The sequence below is a fragment of the uncultured Bacteroides sp. genome, from assembly GCF_949298305.1.
Lineage (GTDB): Bacteria > Bacteroidota > Bacteroidia > Bacteroidales > Bacteroidaceae > Bacteroides.
Window position 1 is genome coordinate 1 of the sequence record NZ_CASFWU010000031.1, and the last position, 17,195, is coordinate 17,195.

The following is a 17,195-nucleotide window of genomic DNA, read 5'->3' on the forward strand; positions in this document are numbered from 1 at the left end:
CAAAATTAGTGCGCTGACCGTGTTGCAATACGTCAACTATATTAATAACAAGCCTATTGGCAGAATTAAATACGCACTAAGTTAATTCCGCCAACGGGTGGATATGGTCATTTATGCCGCAAACACGGCCGGCGTCATCCTCACCCTTTGCGGAAAGAACGAGGAAGCCATCAGCCAGCTGTATCCGGCACTGGCGAAAGCCCGCCAACAGGGGAAACCGAGATTCATCCTGAAAGGGGTCACGTATCTGTTGGGGATGTTCCACCGGATGAACCAGCCCGACTCCATCAACCACTACATGACCGAGACCGAAAAGCTCATCCCGCTGCTGCCCGAGAACTCGGCCGAAGTGCAGGGATACCGCGAAACGCTCTACCAAATTCTGAGCCGGATGGGACGATACGACGAGAGCCTGGCCATACAGAAACAGCTGCTGGCCTCCCAAGGACAGAACACGCCTACCCCCATCGACCGCCTCTATCTGTCCATGGCCCGCAACTACGACGCCCTCGGCAACCACCGCCAGGCGGCAGCCCACTACGAGCTGGCCTACCAGGCCGCCGACAGCCTGCACAACGCCGCCATCGAGACGGAACTGTCCGAATTCAGCGTCAAATACGAAACCTATAAAAAGGAACTGGAGATAGCCCGCCTCAACGAAGAGCGGCTGAGACAGGAGACCCGCATCGTGCGCCGGACAGCCGTCGCCGTGGCCGCCCTCTCCCTCTCCCTGCTCCTGACGTTCTTCTACCTGTTCCGCAGGCGACGCCTCCGCAAGGAAGAGGAGCTGAAGATGGCGCAAAGCTACATCGAAGGCATGGAAAAGGAGCGCACCCGCCTGGCCAAGGACCTGCACGACGGCGTCTGCAACGACCTGCTGGGCATAGGGCTGCAAATACAGCTCCTCACGCCCGGCGCAGAAGTCAGACAAGTGCTTGCTCTGGTGGAACAGACCCGCGAAGAAGTGCGCAGCATCTCCCACGAACTGATGCCGCCCAGCTTCAAGAACGCGACGCCGGAAGAAATCATCGAAGCATACATCGAGCGGTTGAGTCTGCCCGAAAATATGAAACTCTCTTTTGAAAAAGACATCCACAATGCCACCGCAGACAAGATACCCGAACATACGGCCTACGAAATCTATCGCATCTTGCAGGAAGCGCTGTCCAACATTCTCAAATATGCCCAAGCAACCCGCATCGGCATCAGGCTCAAGATTAGTCCGGACAGGCTGATTCTCAGCATTGAGAACAACGGGAAAGAATACAATCCGGAACACGGCAGAAACGGAGGAGTAGGACTGGACACCATGCGCGAACGTGCAAAGACCATCGGCGCCACCTTGCGTGCAGAAACCGATGAAAGGGGACAGAAGTTCCATCTGGAAGTGCCTTTGCCTCACGGAAAACCATGAGTCCGGAGAAGAAAAATCACTATTTTTCGTGATAGGGCATATCAATAAATGCTTTTTCTTTGCAATATAAAACGAAACACAGGAATCAGCCGATGAAAGGTAAAGATATACGCATTTTACTGATAGATGACCACGACCTGGTGCTGCAGGGTTTGAAACGGATTGTAGAATGTTCGTTGCCGGAAATCAAGAACATTTGTACCGCATCTACGGGGAAAGAAGCCTTGCAGCTCATCGCGACCCAACGATTCGACCTCTTTTTGCTCGACATGGAACTCCCCGACATGTCCGGAGTGGACATCATCTCCCACATCCGCGAGAAAGACGCCCACGCACGCATCATCGTCAACACCATGCACGAAGAAATCTGGTTCATCAAGGATTTGATACAATGCAACGTAGAGGGCATCCTATTCAAATCGGTCGACTCCACCAAAATTGCCGAAGCCATCCGCTGCGTACTGGACGGAGCCTCCTATTACTGCCCCTACGCCGAACATGTGCGCACACAGATGAAACGCTCCGAAGAGGGACGGCGTGAAGAAATCACGCTCAGGGAACTGGACGTGCTGAAACAAATCTCCGAAGGGAAAAGCACGCAGGAAATAGCCCGCGAACTGTGCGTCTCCACCAACACCGTAGACACGCACCGCAGACACCTGATGGAGAAACTGGGCGCCCGCAACGTGGCCGACCTCATCATGACAGCCATCTCCAAAGGCATCATTCCTATACGCAAGTGCTGATGCCGGCCTACCGCCCCATCGCCTACCCGTCCTTCCCGTCCATCCATCCGTCCCTCCCCCCCCAAAAAGGCCAGGCGTCCAGAACTTGCGGAGTATTTTTACGGAGCAATCAACCGGCAGGAGCCAGCATGTACCCGCTGACGGAATAAAGCATGCGGTACTGTCCGAGAAAAACAGTTCTTACCATTCGCCATAACCCGCCTATATGAACCATTATGAACTTGATTTACTAAACAGAAGCAAGTATTTTTGCGAATAATCATTAACCGCAATCTAAAAATCACATCACATGAAAGCTCTAAATCTACTATTTATGCTTCCCGTATCAATCTTGCTCATAGGTTGTAGCGAATTCTCGGAAACTGAAGAAGAAGTAATAAGAAGCGGCAGGCTTTACAACGAAGCAATTGCAGCCGAGTTTCATGACACCTTTGTCGACTACTGGAATAATACCGTTTCGGGAAACTTAGATAAAGCAGTGGAAGACTATAATGATGAAGCGATGGAAAACATATCCAACACATACATGTTCTTCGGCGACAACCTGCTGTCCGACATGTACGTAGACGAGCAAGAGAAAAAGGCAAAGGCTCTGGAGTACATCAGCGATTCCTTCCGTGAATCCTATGAGAAAACAATCAATCTGTTAAAATCTCAAATCGGGACAAAGGGCCTAACGGCCACTGCCCAATCGCTGAATGAAATCCTTGAAAGCATAGAAAAAGGAGAAAACGAATGGATATTCAATGAGGATGAGACCTCCCTACCTGCGCAATTAGGTTTGATTATTGCACATCCCAAATACGGATTTGGTCCTGAGAATGTGAGTAATGTCTATGAGTACAAATTTGAGAACGTCCCGTGGCAATTCTATTATATGAATTCAGCCAATAAAGGCTCGTCCGATGATTGTGTTTACGCCGCATTGAAACTAATGCAGCAATGGATGAATGCCGAACAAGGAAAAGATATCTCAGTTGTATATTGTGCGCCTTACGAAGATTCTTTCAACTCCTATCTTGTAGGATATTCCAACCATCGTTCATTTCTTATCACCTTTCTCAGGAACGATGACAAGAAGTGCAGTTACGAGTGGCAAGAAATGGAGTATGAATCGTCCTACGTAGGCAACACCCTGCTTGATTAATGTTTAACCGAAAATAGAATATTATGGATAATAAGAATTCCGACCCAGATTTACTTGCAGAAGATTATTTTCATTCTTTGAATTTCACGTACGAGACAAAAGAACTAAGTCTGTTCCAAAAGCTACTTCAAGTTTATTGGGCAAATCCTAAAAGTTGGCTTTTAAATCGGTTGTCGGTTAAAGACGGCAATATTGAAGTCGTTCTAAAAAATGGAAAGGTTTTCAAATCTCCTCTTTCGGAACTCAAAGTCCGCAAACAAGTAGACCAATATGACAGAAAAGAAGTATACCTGTCATACAAAAATGAAAAAATCCATTTTAAGGAAATCCCAGGAATGCTCACAGAAGAGGAATGGACGCAGATTTTTGACATCTTGGATGCCGTTAAAGATTCCGACATCAGCCTGCTCGGTAAAATGACCCAAATCGCCATGATGGGTAAAAAAATGCTGGACAATATAGCAGAATCTTAAGTTTCGTCCGGAAAATCAGTATGGAAGCCATGTGTGCATTTTCCGCGAACACCAAACACAGACACCGGCTAAAATCCGGTTCCGAATTAGTCTCAGCTAACGCAAATTCCGATGGAAGTACAAAACAGTCAGAGGGCCTTCCCCTTTCGGGGAAAGCCCTCTACCATAAAACCTATTGAAAAACAAACAAGTAAAATAATTAATCCTTTACCTTGTCTACTAACACCTACAAAGAATCATTCATTTCCTTTTGACACTGCAAATATATGGAAAAAAACAACGGCGCAACTACTACAAATGTTTCATAAAAGGGCAGAAATCAGTCAAAATGCAGATTCCAGCGGTTTTTCCACTCTATGAAGGGAGTTCCGTCTTCCTTGAACTGAACCGGCAGCCAGATGTAGGCCGAGTACATCAGCGACTTCGGTTTCCATACGTCGGCCATGAAAACAAAGTTGTCCTTGGAGAGGGGCAGCACAAAAGTGCTCTGTCCGCCGAAAGTCTTGTCGGCTCCCTCGCCCACCATCGGATTGGGGTGCTGTGTCCACGGCCCCCAGATGGAAGGGGCGGAAAACATGCGCGCCTCGTTCGGTTCCCAGCCCGTACAACCCGAAGTTATCATCCAATAAGTGCCGTTGTGCTTGAAGATGGCCGGTGCCTCGTTGTGCCCGCCGGGAAAGATGCGGATGTAACGGCCCGTATGGCGCTGGTAGTCATCGGTCAGTTCGGCAATGTGCAGGGTCAGGTTCTCCTCGGAAGAATAGATGTGGTAGGCCTTGCCGTCATCGTCCACATAGAGGGTCATGTCGCGGGACATCTGGCCGCCCTCCAGGTCGCGCTTCACGAACAAGCCCTTCTCCACGGCCTTGCGCCACTCGGGCGTCCACCATTCGGCATAGTCTTCGGTCTTCAGATTGAGGGCACGCTCTTCCTCGGTCATGTTCTGCGGATATTGGCCGGGATTTACACGACCGGAACGGACCAGGCGGTAAGGCCCTGCGGGTGTGTCGCTCACCGCCACCGCTGCACGTGCGGCCTCGTAGCCCCGTCCCTTCAGCTCCAGATGGAACCACATGACGAACTTCTTCGTCGGGACATTATAAATCACTTTGGGCCTTTCCATGATGCAGCCCACCTCGATGTCGTCTCCAGCCTTATCGGAAACCGACAGGGCCACGCCCTCGTATTTCCAGTTGCACAAATCGGCCGAAGAGTAGCAGTTCACACCCACCTTGGTGGAGAAGCCTTCGGCCGGACGGTGCTCGCCGAACCAGTAATACGTACCTCCGTGGTACAGGATGCCGCCGCCATGGGCGTTGATGTAGGCACTGTCCACATCGTTCCACACGCCGTTGGGGACAATCTCTCCCCCGGCCACATTTTTCGGTGCCTGTGTGCAGGCTACGGACACGCAGGCAAGCCATGCCAGTCCGAGTACAATCAGTTTGCGCATAAAGCATTCATTATTCGTTCTACGAAAGAAGTGTTTTCACAGATACAAAAATAGGGATAAAACACATTCGCTTCCCCCTAAAGATGTTTCATAAAAGCATAAATATAGCCCAAAAGGACATCGGGAAGCCCGCCGGAAACAAAAAAGCGCAGGCCGGCACGCGCTTGCAACCCAATCTCCGAAAAAGAGCTGCACCGACACGTGTCCGCCTGCGCCTTACTGCCTCAGCGGCCTATTGTCATTCCATGTCTACCACGTGGTTGACAGGAGTCAGAATGAACGAGAACTCATAGTCGCCGTAAGGTACCTGGTACTGCGGCAACGGCCATGCGCCCCAACTGTTCACACAACCCAGACCCATCTGCACCTTGTCAATGCAGAGGTTGGTGAAGTCGGCCTTCTCCACCTCGGGCGAGTGGCGCTGTTCTTTGTCCCAACCGTCGTCCAGCGAATCGATGGTGTAGTGCAGTGCCGAAGCTGAGAAAGGAGCATCACCCACAATCTGCAAGCCGCGACCGGCAGCATTCACCTGCTTCCACCAGCGGATGTCGGTCTTGGTACCGGTCTCCTGCGGACGGATGTAGGAATAGAACTGCCCGTCTACGCTCTGGCGATAAAGACCGAGGTCTGTGCTGTGGTTGCGGTCGATGTAGTTCTCAACCGGGCCACGGCCGTAGTATTCGATGGTCTCGAACGACTTGGGCATCTGCACCTGCATACCGAAACGGAACATCGGAGATATTTTGGCGTCTGCGGTGGCAGTCATCTTCTGCGTCACCTTCACAGCACCCTTGTTGTTGATGACATAAGTCAGATTCAGCTTGGCCTGTACGTTCTTCATTTCGTATTCTGCATTGACCGTCACCTGATTGTTGGCAGCATCCCACTTGAAGGAAGTCAGCTTCAGCCCCGGATCTTTCCAGACAGCGAAGCGACGTTGCAGCCCGGCACCCATGTCGTTATCGGTCGGTGCACGCCAGAAGTTGGGTGTCAGTTGTGCGCCTTCGTTCAGCATCTCCGTGCCGGCCACCTGGTAACGGGACAGATAGCCTGTGTGTTTGTTGAATTCCAGGCAGAAGTCTTCGCCGTTTACAATCAGATAAGTCCAGTCGTTGTCACGCACTTGCGGAGCCACCACGGCCACATTGACCGTCTCCACATTCTTCAGTTCCATGTCGGGAGCCTTGTAGGGATTGAGCGTAAGCTGGTCCTTGGCCACAGCATATCCGGCAGGAAGCACACCTTCGCTGTTCTTCAGACGGTAGGTGACGTTCAACAGCATTTCCTTGCACTCGCACATCTTGCCCAGGTCGAGCTTGATTTTGGCAGTCTGCTGCGGAGCTACATTCAACTGGTCTACACGGCCGGAACGCACGGGCTTTCCGTTGGCCAGCACTTCCCACTCCATGTAGTAGGCAGAGAGGTCGCGGAAGAAGTTCTCGTTGTAAACGTTCACCTCGCCCTGTGCCAAGTCGGCGGGAGTGGTCCAGATGTTCTGATAGAAATAACCTACCTCGTACATGTGCGGATTGGGCACACGGTCGGGGCTGATAAGGCCGTTGTCGCAGAAGTTGTTGTCCGAAGCATCGTAACGGTTGAAGTCGCCGCCGTAAGCGTAGATGCTGACGCCGTTCTTGCCCGTCCAGCGTACTGACTGGTCAACAAAGTCCCAGATGAAACCGCCTTGCAGGGCAGGATATTTGCGGATGAGGTCCCAATATTCTTTAAAGCCACCCTGAGAGTTGCCCATGGCGTGAGCATATTCGCATTGAATCAACGGCTTCTTGATGTCCTTGCGCTGTGCATACTTCTCCATGTGGTTGTAGTCTGCATACATGGGACAGTAAACGTCGGTAAATTCGTTGCCATGAGCTTGTTCGTACTGGACAGGACGGCTGGGGTCTTCGGCCTTTATCCAATTATAAGCGGCTTCAAAATTAGGACCGAAACCGGCCTCGTTACCCAACGACCAGAAGATAATGCTGGGGTGGTTGAAGCCACGCTGTACGTTGCGCTGGTTGCGTTCCATGTGGGCTTTCTTGTAGTCAGCACGCTTGGCCACAGTTTCGTCACCATAGCCCATACCGTGAGACTCGATGTTAGCCTCGGCCACTACATAGATGCCATACTGGTCGCACAGGTCGTACCACAGGTTGGCATCGGGATAGTGACAGGTACGCACAGCGTTGATATTGAACTTCTTCATCATCTGAATGTCCTGAAGCATACGTTCGGGCGATACGACATAGCCGCCGTCCGGGTCCAGTTCGTGACGGTTGGCGCCCTTGAAGAGGACAGCCTTGCCGTTCACCAGAATCTGACCGTTCTTCTGTTCAACCTTGCGGAAGCCCACCTTGACGGGAATCACCTCGCTGCTGCCTTGCATGGAGGCACGCAATGTATAAAGATAAGGAGACTCGGCACTCCACTTCGACGGGTTTTCCACATTCATCACCACCGGGCCGCTGCCTTTGGCCGTAGCCGTGGCCACCTGATTGCCGGCAGCGTCCAGCAGTTCCAGGTTGACGTTGCCGCCTCCCTTTAAGGTCAGTTCCACGTTCAGCGAACCGTTCTTGTAGTCGGCGTCCAGGTCGGGAGTCACACGAATGTCTTCAATGCGTTTCTTGTCGCGGGCGTATAAATAGCAGTCACGCCCCACGCCGCTGAAGCGGAAAAAGTCCTGGTCTTCCAGATAGGAACCATCGCACCAACGGAACACCTGGAAAGCAATCAGGTTCTTCTGGCCGGGCTTCAGATAAGAAGTCAGATTGAACTCGGCCTCCAGCTTGCTGTCTTCACTATAGCCCACATATTTGCCGTTCACCCACAGATACATATTGGAAGTAACGGAACCGAAATGAGCAATGATGTCCTTCCCTTTCCACGTAGCAGGAATCACAAACTCACGGCGATAAGAGCCTACATGGTTATTGGCAGTAGGAACTTGCGGAGGATTGCTTTTGAACTGGTTGCGCCAGGCATAGCCTACATTGACGTAAATGGGGTCGCCATAACCGTTCAGTTCCCAAACGGCCGGAACTTGCAGATTGTCCCAACCCTTGTCATTGAAACCTACTTTCCAAAAGTCGGTAGGACGGGAATCGGCATCCTTCACCCAGAAAAATTTCCAGGTGCCATTCATGGTCATGTAATTGGATGAATTTTCTTTCTCGCCAGACATAGCCGCCTCTTCCGACTCGTAGGCAAAATAATTGGCGTGCATCGGAGCACGGTTCACGGCATTCACTTCAGGATCCTGCCACTCTTTGAAAGACTGTGCGCTCCCGCTCACGGCCAAAGCAGCAAACAGCCCTGTAATCAGTTGTTTTCTCATGATATAAATATTTTATGAATGTAGCAGTATGGCAGAAGACATACTACCATACCGCTACAAAGATAAGAGAAATGAATGTACAAACAGAAGAATTATATTTCAAATATGAAGGTTTTTATTTCAATTGCAACCGATAAACCCCGAACGAACGTGCGGGAAGCTGCAAATCCAAGGACTGGCCTTGCGCCTGCACAGGACGTACACGCGGAACCAACGCTTCCTGCTCCAACGTGTTGACAGTCTTCCAGTCGTCGTTTTGCAGATAAGTACAGGTGCCCGACACAAGCTGGCGTTTCTTCAGTCCGTTGAAATCAATCTTCACTTCGGCAGGCGCCGCACCCACGTTCACCAGCTTCACGATGATTTCTCCTGTCGGGGCATCGAGAGCTGCCGTCGCATACAGACTGTCCTGGCCGGCAACCGCCTCACCGTTCATCTGCAAGCGAAGTACGTCGGTGCCCGTGTTCATACCATACATTTGCTGCACATAGTAGTTCGGCGTGCGCATCATGCGCAGGTTGTCAAACCAAATCAGATCCGGATTCCACTGCCAGGCATCTACATGGGCAAACAAAGGAGCGTAAGTGGCCAGGTGTACCACATCGGCGTTGCGCTCCAGTCCGGTCATGAAGGCAGCCTCAGACAGGGCGGCATACAGATTGTTGGCTTTACCCGTCGGATAGTCGTGTGCCGCATATTCTCCGGCAAACACCTTCGGGCCCTTGCGGTCGTAGGTGTCATAGCGCTTGGCATTGCTCAGGAACCATTCAGGAGCCATGTAATAGTGTTCATCCACCAGGTCTACGCCTACCCGCTTCATCTCGGGCCACAGATAGTCGAACTTGTCGCCCGATGCGCTGGGACCGGAAGAGCCGACGACTTTGATGTCCGGGTATTTCGCACGAATGGCCTTGGTAAACACTTCCAGACGTTCTACATAGACCTTGTCCCACTGCTCGTTGCCCACAGCAATCATCTTGAGATTGAACGGAGCAGGGTGTCCCATCTCGGCACGGACTTTTCCCCAGGTAGTGTTCACATCGCCGTTGGCAAACTCAATCAGGTCAAGAACGTCCTGTACGTAGGGGTCGAGTTCGTCCAGCGGAACAACCTCATTGCTCTCATACTGGCAGGAAAGGCCGCAACTGATGACCGGCAGAGGCTCGGCACCGATGTCCTCGCTCAGCAGGAAATACTCGTAAAAGCCCAGACCCAGGCTCTGAAAATAGTCGGGGAAAGCTTTATGCTTGAAGGTATAGTTCCAGCGGTTCTCGTTCAGCGGACGGTTCTCGACAGGACCTACCGAGTTCTTCCACTGATAGCGGGTAGCCAGACTGTTGCCCTCGATGATACAGCCGCCGGGGAAACGGAACACGCCGGGATTCAAATCGTACAAGGCTTGGGCCAGGTCGGCACGCAATCCGTTCTCACGCCCCTTCCAGGTTTTGACGGGGAACAGGGAAATATGGTCCATGTCCACCGTACCTTTTGTCAGCAATACGATGCGCAGACGGGCGTGGGCGTCGGTAAAGGGCGATTTCAGGATGACCGTCTGCTTCTGCCAATCGTTGCCTTTCACTTCAATTTCTTTCTTCAGGGGGTTGGAACCGTCGGCGCAAACCAGCTCGACGGAGAGTTTCATCGGAGCAGCGTCCGGCGTGCGGGCATAGACCGAGAAGCGGTATTCCTCGCCTTGCTTCAGGCCAATGCCCGTAAAGCCTTCGTTGTCGAGTCCGGCACGGAGCAGCCGCCCGTCGTTCACCACGCGCACATAGTGCGGATTGCGGTCAAAGCAAGGCTTTTCACTTTGAACCGTCACGTTACCAAAAGGCACCCAACCGACAAAGGGCTGCGGAAACTCAAACGAGCGGTTCTTTACCAGCTCGGCATACAAGCCTCCGTCTGCTCCGAAATTGATGTCTTCAAAGAAGATGCCATACATGGTCGGCTGTATCTTGGCCACCGGCTTCGACACATCAACCGTCATCACGTGCTGTTGCGCCTGCAACCCCATGGCAAGGGATAGCGCAAGAATCGTAGTTATTTTCTTCATAAGCTGTTATTTAATGATTAAAGAATCCGTTATCTTCCTGTTTTTCGACTTTCTGAGGTTGTGCCGATGAAGCCCCCACCTCAATCGGGAGCCAGACCTCCATATCGCCTTCACCCCGATGCGCCCACGCATAGTAGGGTATCAGTGTCAGCGTGACATCCTTTACAGCCAGTTTGCCTGCTGCGTTGTAGCTGAGAGACTGAGCTTCGGTGGTCAGCTCACAAATGCCATACAGCAGGTCGGGCTTGTTTACCACCTGGAAAGTAGGCCGCTGGTTCAGCAGTATGTTGTGTACATTGAAATCATTGTCGGGCCATTCGGCACAATACACGATGGGGCCCCGCTCAATGGCCACACGGCCTCGGTCGGCAGCTACCTGTTCGTGAGCCTTGACCACACGGGGCTGCATGTCGAAATGTACTTCCACCACATCACCCTTCTTCCATTTGCGGTCAATCTGCAAATATCCTTTCTGCAATTCCCCGGCCACAGGTTCGCCGTTAACCGTTACGGCATAACTGAGTTGCTTGTTGTCGGCATACCGGTAGAGGTCACTGGGAAGCACTTCACCACGCACCCATCCGGGGATGCGCAGGTTCAGCACAAACTTCTGACTGCCCTGTGCCACCCGGATGCGGATGTCGCCGTCCCAGGGATAGGAGGTTTCCTGTTCCAGCACCACCTTCTTCCGGTCGACTTTCAGCTCGCCACGGTTGGACATGTAGAGGTTGACATATACCTGATTGTCCTTCACAGCATAGACATATCCCGGCAGCGAAGGAATGAAACGGCTGATGTTACTGGGGCAGCAGGCGCAACCGAACCAGGGCTTGCGACTGTAGCCGCCGTTGGAAGACAACGGGTTGGGATAGAAGAAGGAACCGCCGTCCAGCGATACGCCGGAAATCAGTCCGTTGTAGAGTGTACGTTCCAGCACGTCGAAGTATTTGGCATCGCCGTGCAGCAGGAAGAGACGGTAATTAACGTAAACATTGCCGATAGCAGCACAGGTTTCGTTATAAGCCGAGAGATTGGGCAGTTCGTAGTTGTCGCCGAAAGCCTCGCCTGCATGACGGGCACCAATGCCGCCGGTGATGTAGATTTTCTTGCTGACGATGTTCTCCCAGATTCTGTCCACCGCCTTGATGTAGGACGAATCGCCCGTAATGGCAGCTACATCGGCCATGCCCGCATACATATACGTGGCACGGACAGCATGTCCCACAGCCTCATCCTGCTCCAGCACGGGTTTGTGAGCCTGACTGTAGGCATCCTTGCGGCTGGTATAGCCGCGGGCATCAAGGAAGAACTTGGCCTGGTCGAGATACTTCCGGTCGCCCGTCACCAGATAGAGGCGCACCAGTGCCATTTCGGCAATCTGATGACCCGGCACCAGTTTCTGCTGGTCGGGGCCGTTGCCGATTGCCTTGCACACGCAATCGGCATAGCGGATGGCAATGTTCAGGAAGTTCCGCTTGCCTGTAGCCTGGTAATGGGCCACAGCTCCCTCCACCATGTGACCCAGATTATAGAACTCGTGGCTGAGCTCCTCCACCTTCGTCCACCGTTCCGGCCCCGCCCATTCGTGCGGATGTTTCGGGTTCATGGTACGGGCGGTATACAGGTAACCGTCGAGCTCCTGTGCGCCGGCCACAATGACCAGCACGCTGTCAATGTACTTCTCCAGCTTCTTGTCCGGATAGGTCTGCAACAGGTAGCTGGCTCCTTCGATGGTCTTGTAGACATCGGTGTCGTCAAACGAAAAGCCTCCGACCTTGTATTCATCGCTGGGATGGGCCGCCTTTACAAAATTCTCGTAACGTCCCGTCTCCTCACATTTGCTGAAGGCCAGCGGGATGGTCACCTCGCGGCTGGCCTTGAGGCGCTGTCCCCAAAAGCTGTCCGTCACCTTGACCGAAGTAAAAGGAACGGGGTCGATGGGATAGCCGGAGTGCAACGCCTCCTTCTGTGCGGCCAGGCTGCCCGAAAGCAGGACAGCCACGGCCATTAAAAATGTCTTTTTCATGGTTCAGTCGTTAAAAACCTCTATAATCGGTGTCGTCGTTCTCCAACCAGCTCACTTCTGAAGCTGTTGTTTGATGCGTATCACCGTAAACGAATAAGCCGGAAGAGAATACTCAAAGCCATCTTCCTTCACCGCAAAGACCTCTTCCACGGGACGCGTTTTCTCGTCCTTCGGGTCGCCCGTCAGCACGGTCTTTTGTGCCGTAGGGTTCTTCAGTGCAAGACCGTCCAAAGTCACCTGAGAGTTGACTTCTACCGGCAGCATGTTCACCAGTTTCACGATGTAGTCGCCCGTTGCCTCATCCTTGACAACCGATGTGGCTATGCGCTTCTTCACATCGTCGCGTCTGTTGTCCAGCTTTATTTCAGAAGCGTAATACATGTTTCCAGAATTCTGTCCGTACATCTGTTGCGTGTAGTAACCTACGGTGGGCTTCACTTCCCGGTTGTTGAAGTAAATCAAGTCGGGCCTCCACTGCGTATGGTTCTCTTTGGCCAGCAAAGGCGCATAGGAAGTCATGGTAACAATATCGGCGTTGCGCTCGACAGCAGTCAGGTACAAGGCCTCGGCCAGGGCTGTCTCCACGTTGTTGGGGCGGCCCGGCAGGTGAGCGGCATACTCGCCCAAATACACTTTGGACTTGCTGCGGTCGTAGCGGTCGTAATAGTCCTGGTTATGGATGAGCCAGCCCGGAGCCACGTAGTAGTGCTCGTCCACCATCGGGATGTCCAGCTTGGAAGCCAGCTTCCAGCCTTCGTCGTAATCGGTACCCTCGTAGAACGGGCCAACTGTGCCTATCACCGTAATATCGGGATACTTCTCGCGTACGGCGTTGTATATCATGGTGAAGCGCTCCTCGAACACGTCTGTTATCAAATCCTCGTTACCTATGCCGATGTATTTCAGATTGAAGGGTTTGGGGTGTCCGGCCTCAGCACGTTTCTTTCCCCATTCCGTCTTGCGGGCATCGCCGTTGGCATATTCTATCAGGTCGAGCACATCCTGTACATAAGCAGGCATTTCTTCCATCGGGATTCCGCCCTGCTGTCCGTTGCAGCCCAACTCGTCCTTGGAATGGTGGCTGCATCGGCTTGAATTCTGACAAGGCACTCCGGCAGCCAGCACAGGTACCGGCTCCGCACCGATGTCTTCACAGAACTGGAAATACTCAAAATAGCCCAAACCGCGTGTCTGGTGATACCCCCACAGATTGCTCATCGGCTTGCGGGCTTCGAGCGGACCGACAGAGCCTTTCCAGTCATAAATGTTGTCCACACCGTTGCCGTGAGCCACACAACCGCCGGGGAAACGTACAAAGCGCGGATGCAAGTCGGCCAACGTCTGCGCCAGGTCGGCACGCAATCCGTTCTTGCGACCCTTGAACGTCTTTTGCGGGAAGAGGGAAATCATGTCGAGATGGTAAATGCCCGCCGTCTGCGGTTCCAGCAGGAGCCGGGCGGCCTCCACATCGGAACCGGCCGTAAGCACTGCCGTCCGCTTCTTCCAGTCTTTGGAAGTCACGCTGACAGTAGTTTCGGCTACCTCGCTACCGTCTGCATCCACCAGACGCACCACTATCTTACCGCCCTTACTGCCTTCGGGCACACGTCCCCAAAGAGAGAAGTCGTATTTGTCGCCTTTCTTCAGCGTGATGCCGTCAAAGCCGGAGTTACACAAGGCCGTTCCCACCTGCTTCACGTCCAGCACCGCATAATGGGGATTGTTGGCGTGGAGGGGATTCTCGGTAGCGACTGCCACTTCCGAGACGCTGTCGCCGTTCTTCACCGACCAGGCATAACCGCTGCCCCAACCCTTCTGACCACTTTCCGCAGAAGAATACTCAAAGTCGCGGTTCTGCACCAACTCGGCGTAAAGTCCGCCGTCGGCCGCATAATTGATGTCCTCAAAGAAGATGCCAATCAAATGGTCGCTGATGGGCTTTCCCTGCGATGCCTGTATCCGGATGGATGCCTGCACCGGCTTCAGTCCGGCAAAGCGGGCCGCATCCTGCTCGGTACGTTCATCGTACAACGCCGCCCGATAGGCCTTGTGGTCGGCATAGCGGTTCAGCTGCTCCACCAACACATAGGGAACACGCTGCATCCAGCCGTTCTCTTCCCTGCCGTTCACGGAGGCTTTCACCTCGTCTGCCGGATAGGTTGCGGCAGGCAGGTGCTTGGCACGTTCGGCAGGCAGGAAATAGCTCTGCCGCTCCCAAGTCAGCAAATCGGCCGAAGCGGCATGAGCCACGACCTGTCCGCTCTGCACGGCTTCCCAAGTGCAATGCCATTTGCCATCCGCACGGCTCTGCACCAGGCGGGGATTGTACATTTTCTTGCCACTTCCCCAGGCGCCAAAGTCCGACTTGACATAATTGTAACCGCCTGCCACCGGCACCCACTGCTGTTTGTCGGTGCTCCAGGCGAACTTCAATCCGCTCTGCCCGTTGGCATCGGCGTAGGAAAAGAGATAAACCGAATCGGGCGCGTTCGTCACCTCATAAGTGCCGGCCTGGAGGGAAGCTGCCCCCCAAGCCAATGCACATGCCAATAGTATTTTCTTCATGTTTCTGGTATTTATAATTAAGGAATGAATGATTTGTCACTTCAAGACAATGCCTCCCTGCGGAGCAATGGTCACCTCGGCCACATTGCCCTTCTTCAGTTTCTGCTCCTTCATCAGCGGCTCCAGTTGCTTGCCGTCCGTATAGAGAGAAACGGTCTTCAGTCCCTCGAACATGGGCAGGGAAAGTTTCAGCTTCAGCGGCTCCTGCGTGGCATTGATGCCGGCCACGTACCAGGTGTCGCCATGGCGGCGTGCCAGAACGACATACTTGCCCGGATAGCCGTCAATGAAACGTACTTCGTCCCACGTGGTGGGTATCTGCTTCATGAAGTCCAGACAGAGCCGCGGAGCGTCCGTCAGGTTGTTGGGCGCCAGGGCAAAGTTCTGGATGGGGTTCTGGAAGAGGACTGCCGTGGCCAGCTGGAACACGTCCGTCGTGCGGCGCGTCGTGCCGCCGTCGTTGCCCCGGTTCAGGCGTTTGTTCAGGAATACTCCGCCAAACTCCATGCAGCCCACCGTGTTGCGGATGAACGGATGCAGGCAGGCATTGAAGGCCTCTTCGTCGCAGAAGTGCTGGTTGAAAATCAGGTTCTCCGAAGCCAGCACCGCTTCGCTGCCCACGTAGTTGGGATACATCCGCTCCCAGCCGCGAGGCAGGGTGCAGCCGTGGAAGATGACCATCAGCCCGTGGTCGTCGGCATCGCTCAGCAGGTCTTCGTACAGACGCATCGTCTCCTGCTTGTCGCCACCCCAGAAGTCCACCTTGATGCCTTTCACACCCTGGCTCTGCATCCAGCGCATTTCCTGCTTGCGGATGATGGCGTTGTCCATCCGGTTGACGGGTCCCTGCTCGATGTCATTCCAATAGCCGCTGGAACTGTACCAAAGGAAGACATCCACCTTCTTGCTGTGGGCATACTTTATGAGGTCTTCCATGCGTTCGCGTCCGATGTTCGTGTCCCACCAGTTGTCTATCAATACGTATTCATAGCCCATGGCGGAAGCCAGGTCTATGTAGCGCACCTGGTCGTCGTAGTTGATGCTTCCGTCCTGCCAGAGTATCCAGCTCCATGTGCCGCGCCCCATACGATAGTCGTGCTGTGTGGTATAGCGCGGCTCGACAACGTCCCAGGGGACGGTTGTCTCCACAATGGGCTTCAGGCTTGCGCCCACCGTCAGCGTCCGCCACGGCGTGGAACCCGAAAGAGCAAAGGCCGGCTCTACTGTCCCGTTGCCGTTGTTCTCTTCGGGCATGGGGAAGGCGATGCGATACAGGCCTCCCTCCGAGTCGCTCAGGCGCGAACCGCAATAGCGGCTGTCCACCCCTGTCTCGCTGACCAGCACCCAACCGTCATCGCCTACCCGGAACAGGCAGGGGAAAGTATAGCCGTGTCCGTACTGCGAACGGACGTCCATCGGGGCGTCGGCCTTGTATTCTTCTTCGTAGCTGGGTTTGGTGCGTTTCCAGCCTATCATGGCATCGCTCTGCGGACAGAGGAAAGTAGTGGTTTGGGCGGGGAAGCGGAAACCGGTCGCCTCTTCCATCACCCGCACGCTGCCCGTCTCGCCCTGACGCGGCAAGGTATAGCGGAAGGCCACGTCGTTGTTGCTCACGCGGAAGGTAATCTGCATGGGCTGCCCCTTTCCGTTGACGACGGAGACCGCCAGTTCATTGGCCTGATAATGCACCTCGGAAGTCTTGATGCGCGTGAGCCGGTAAGTCGTATCAATGGGCTTCACCTCGTGGCCTGTTTTCTTCAACCCATGTGAGAAATCGCCCACGTTGGTTTTCAGTCCCAAAGGAGATGCCTCCAGCATGTTCTTTCCATCGTATGTCACCGTATAGGTGGGTTGTCCGTTTTCAGGGAAATCCAGTACGACTTTCAACTTCCCGTCGGGGCCAGTCACTTCCTGCGCCACCAGCGGACAGGTGGCAGCCAACAGCCACAAAGCTAATTTCAATCTGTTTTTCATGTTGTTTGCC

At 53.5% G+C, this 17,195-nt stretch carries 10 protein-coding genes; 4 read left to right on the forward strand and 6 right to left on the reverse strand.

Going from position 1 to position 17,195, the window contains the following annotated elements; translation table 11 throughout:
- Positions 1 to 103: 103 nt before the first annotated feature.
- The 4 genes from Q1Y74_RS05855 to Q1Y74_RS05870 all read left to right on the forward strand — a co-directional run bounded on the left by Q1Y74_RS05855 (position 104) and on the right by Q1Y74_RS05870 (position 3,780).
- Positions 104 to 1,414, forward strand: a complete 1,311-nt coding sequence (locus Q1Y74_RS05855; protein ID WP_300812854.1) for a sensor histidine kinase — start codon at positions 104 to 106, stop codon at positions 1,412 to 1,414.
- 92 nt (positions 1,415 to 1,506) lie between these two features.
- A complete protein-coding gene (locus Q1Y74_RS05860) occupies positions 1,507 to 2,160 on the forward strand; it encodes a response regulator transcription factor (RefSeq protein ID WP_300812856.1) in 654 nt (217 codons plus the stop codon).
- A 289-nt stretch (positions 2,161 to 2,449) separates the two neighbouring features.
- Entirely contained in the window at positions 2,450 to 3,307 is an 858-nt protein-coding gene (locus Q1Y74_RS05865; RefSeq protein ID WP_300812857.1) for a hypothetical protein, read from the forward strand.
- A gap of 23 nt (positions 3,308 to 3,330) precedes the next feature.
- Complete coding sequence (locus Q1Y74_RS05870) at positions 3,331 to 3,780, forward strand: hypothetical protein (protein ID WP_300812859.1); 450 nt, start codon at positions 3,331 to 3,333, stop codon at positions 3,778 to 3,780.
- 319 nt (positions 3,781 to 4,099) lie between these two features.
- Here the strand turns inward: Q1Y74_RS05870 and Q1Y74_RS05875 are convergent, their stop codons facing one another.
- The 6 genes from Q1Y74_RS05875 to Q1Y74_RS05900 all read right to left on the reverse strand — a co-directional run bounded on the left by Q1Y74_RS05875 (position 4,100) and on the right by Q1Y74_RS05900 (position 17,185).
- Positions 4,100 to 5,233, reverse strand: coding sequence for a glycoside hydrolase family 43 protein (locus Q1Y74_RS05875; protein ID WP_300812860.1), 1,134 nt, complete (start codon positions 5,231 to 5,233; stop codon positions 4,100 to 4,102).
- Between the two features lie 238 nt (positions 5,234 to 5,471).
- Complete coding sequence (locus Q1Y74_RS05880; RefSeq protein ID WP_300812862.1) at positions 5,472 to 8,567, reverse strand: glycoside hydrolase family 2 TIM barrel-domain containing protein; 3,096 nt, start codon at positions 8,565 to 8,567, stop codon at positions 5,472 to 5,474.
- A gap of 115 nt (positions 8,568 to 8,682) precedes the next feature.
- Positions 8,683 to 10,620 carry an alpha-L-arabinofuranosidase C-terminal domain-containing protein gene (locus Q1Y74_RS05885; RefSeq protein ID WP_300812864.1) on the reverse strand — a complete coding sequence of 646 codons (1,938 nt, stop codon included), beginning with the start codon at positions 10,618 to 10,620 and terminating at the stop codon, positions 8,683 to 8,685.
- 10 nt (positions 10,621 to 10,630) lie between these two features.
- Positions 10,631 to 12,646, reverse strand: a complete 2,016-nt coding sequence (locus Q1Y74_RS05890; protein ID WP_300812865.1) for a glycoside hydrolase family 127 protein — start codon at positions 12,644 to 12,646, stop codon at positions 10,631 to 10,633.
- Positions 12,647 to 12,697: 51 nt separating this feature from the next.
- Positions 12,698 to 15,211, reverse strand: coding sequence for an alpha-L-arabinofuranosidase C-terminal domain-containing protein (locus Q1Y74_RS05895; RefSeq protein WP_300812866.1), 2,514 nt, complete (start codon positions 15,209 to 15,211; stop codon positions 12,698 to 12,700).
- A gap of 36 nt (positions 15,212 to 15,247) precedes the next feature.
- Positions 15,248 to 17,185, reverse strand: coding sequence for a glycoside hydrolase family 97 protein (locus Q1Y74_RS05900; protein ID WP_300812867.1), 1,938 nt, complete (start codon positions 17,183 to 17,185; stop codon positions 15,248 to 15,250).
- Between the last annotated feature and the right edge of the window lie 10 nt (positions 17,186 to 17,195).

What these genes read in the sequence shown, in the direction of transcription:
- Q1Y74_RS05855 (WP_300812854.1), top strand. Translation starts at nt 104, where the DNA reads ATGGTCATTTATGCCGCAAACACGGCCGGCGTCATCCTCACCCTTTGC.
- Q1Y74_RS05860 (WP_300812856.1), top strand. Translation starts at nt 1,507, where the DNA reads ATGAAAGGTAAAGATATACGCATTTTACTGATAGATGACCACGACCTG.
- Q1Y74_RS05865 (WP_300812857.1), top strand. Translation starts at nt 2,450, where the DNA reads ATGAAAGCTCTAAATCTACTATTTATGCTTCCCGTATCAATCTTGCTC.
- Q1Y74_RS05870 (WP_300812859.1), top strand. Translation starts at nt 3,331, where the DNA reads ATGGATAATAAGAATTCCGACCCAGATTTACTTGCAGAAGATTATTTT.
- Q1Y74_RS05875 (WP_300812860.1), bottom strand. Translation starts at nt 5,233, where the DNA reads ATGCGCAAACTGATTGTACTCGGACTGGCATGGCTTGCCTGCGTGTCC.
- Q1Y74_RS05880 (WP_300812862.1), bottom strand. Translation starts at nt 8,567, where the DNA reads ATGAGAAAACAACTGATTACAGGGCTGTTTGCTGCTTTGGCCGTGAGC.
- Q1Y74_RS05885 (WP_300812864.1), bottom strand. Translation starts at nt 10,620, where the DNA reads ATGAAGAAAATAACTACGATTCTTGCGCTATCCCTTGCCATGGGGTTG.
- Q1Y74_RS05890 (WP_300812865.1), bottom strand. Translation starts at nt 12,646, where the DNA reads ATGAAAAAGACATTTTTAATGGCCGTGGCTGTCCTGCTTTCGGGCAGC.
- Q1Y74_RS05895 (WP_300812866.1), bottom strand. Translation starts at nt 15,211, where the DNA reads ATGAAGAAAATACTATTGGCATGTGCATTGGCTTGGGGGGCAGCTTCC.
- Q1Y74_RS05900 (WP_300812867.1), bottom strand. Translation starts at nt 17,185, where the DNA reads ATGAAAAACAGATTGAAATTAGCTTTGTGGCTGTTGGCTGCCACCTGT.